Origin of the sequence: Phytoactinopolyspora endophytica, assembly GCF_004138495.1 — a bacterium.
Classification (GTDB): domain Bacteria; phylum Actinomycetota; class Actinomycetes; order Jiangellales; family Jiangellaceae; genus Phytoactinopolyspora; species Phytoactinopolyspora endophytica.
Genome location: NZ_ML142849.1, coordinates 652,436 through 653,109 on the forward strand (window position 1 = coordinate 652,436; position 674 = coordinate 653,109).

1 protein-coding gene is annotated in these 674 nt (G+C 67.7%); it reads right to left on the minus strand.

The genetic code is table 11. The features are described 5' to 3' along the window. The coding region (locus ELR45_RS36565) for an aminotransferase-like domain-containing protein (RefSeq protein WP_205855740.1) at positions 1-674 on the minus strand (674 nt) is incomplete at both ends.

The following is a 674-nucleotide window of genomic DNA, read 5'->3' on the forward strand; positions in this document are numbered from 1 at the left end:
GAAACCCGTCCTGTGCGACCTCCATCGCGATCACCTGCACGAATGTCGACGTATGCAGGTCCGCGGCCTGTTTGGCCCGGCGGATCGGCTCCAGGGCCTCAGGCGACGCGACGAGCCAGGCCAGCCGGAAACCCGGGACGATGGTCTTGGAGAACGTACCTGCGTGGATCACCAGCTCGGGGGCCAGCTCGTATAGGTGCGGAAGAGCCTCGCCTTCGAACCGGAGATCGCCGTAGGGGTTGTCCTCGAGGATCGGCACACCGTACCGACGTGCCAGCTCCACGACCGCGTGGCGTCGAGGCAGGCTGAGCAGCGTCCCAGTGGGGTTGTCGAAGTTCGGTATCGCGTAGATCAGCTTCGCGCCGGCCACAAGGGCGGCTTCCAACGACTCGGGGACCATACCGTCGTCGTCGGTCTCGACGGGCCGGTACCGCACCTCGTAAGGGTCGAACGCGCGCAGCGCTCCCGTATACGTCGGCGCGGTCACGACGACGCTGTCCCCCGGATCGAGATAGCACTTCGCCACCAGGTCCAGCCCCTGCTGCGACCCGGACACGATCTGCACGCCGTCGACCTGCACACCCTGGTAGCGCGCGGCCACCCACTCCCGCAGCGGCACGTGCCCCTCGGTCGTACCGTACTGCAGCGCGGCGGTGCCGTTGGTCCGTAGGACG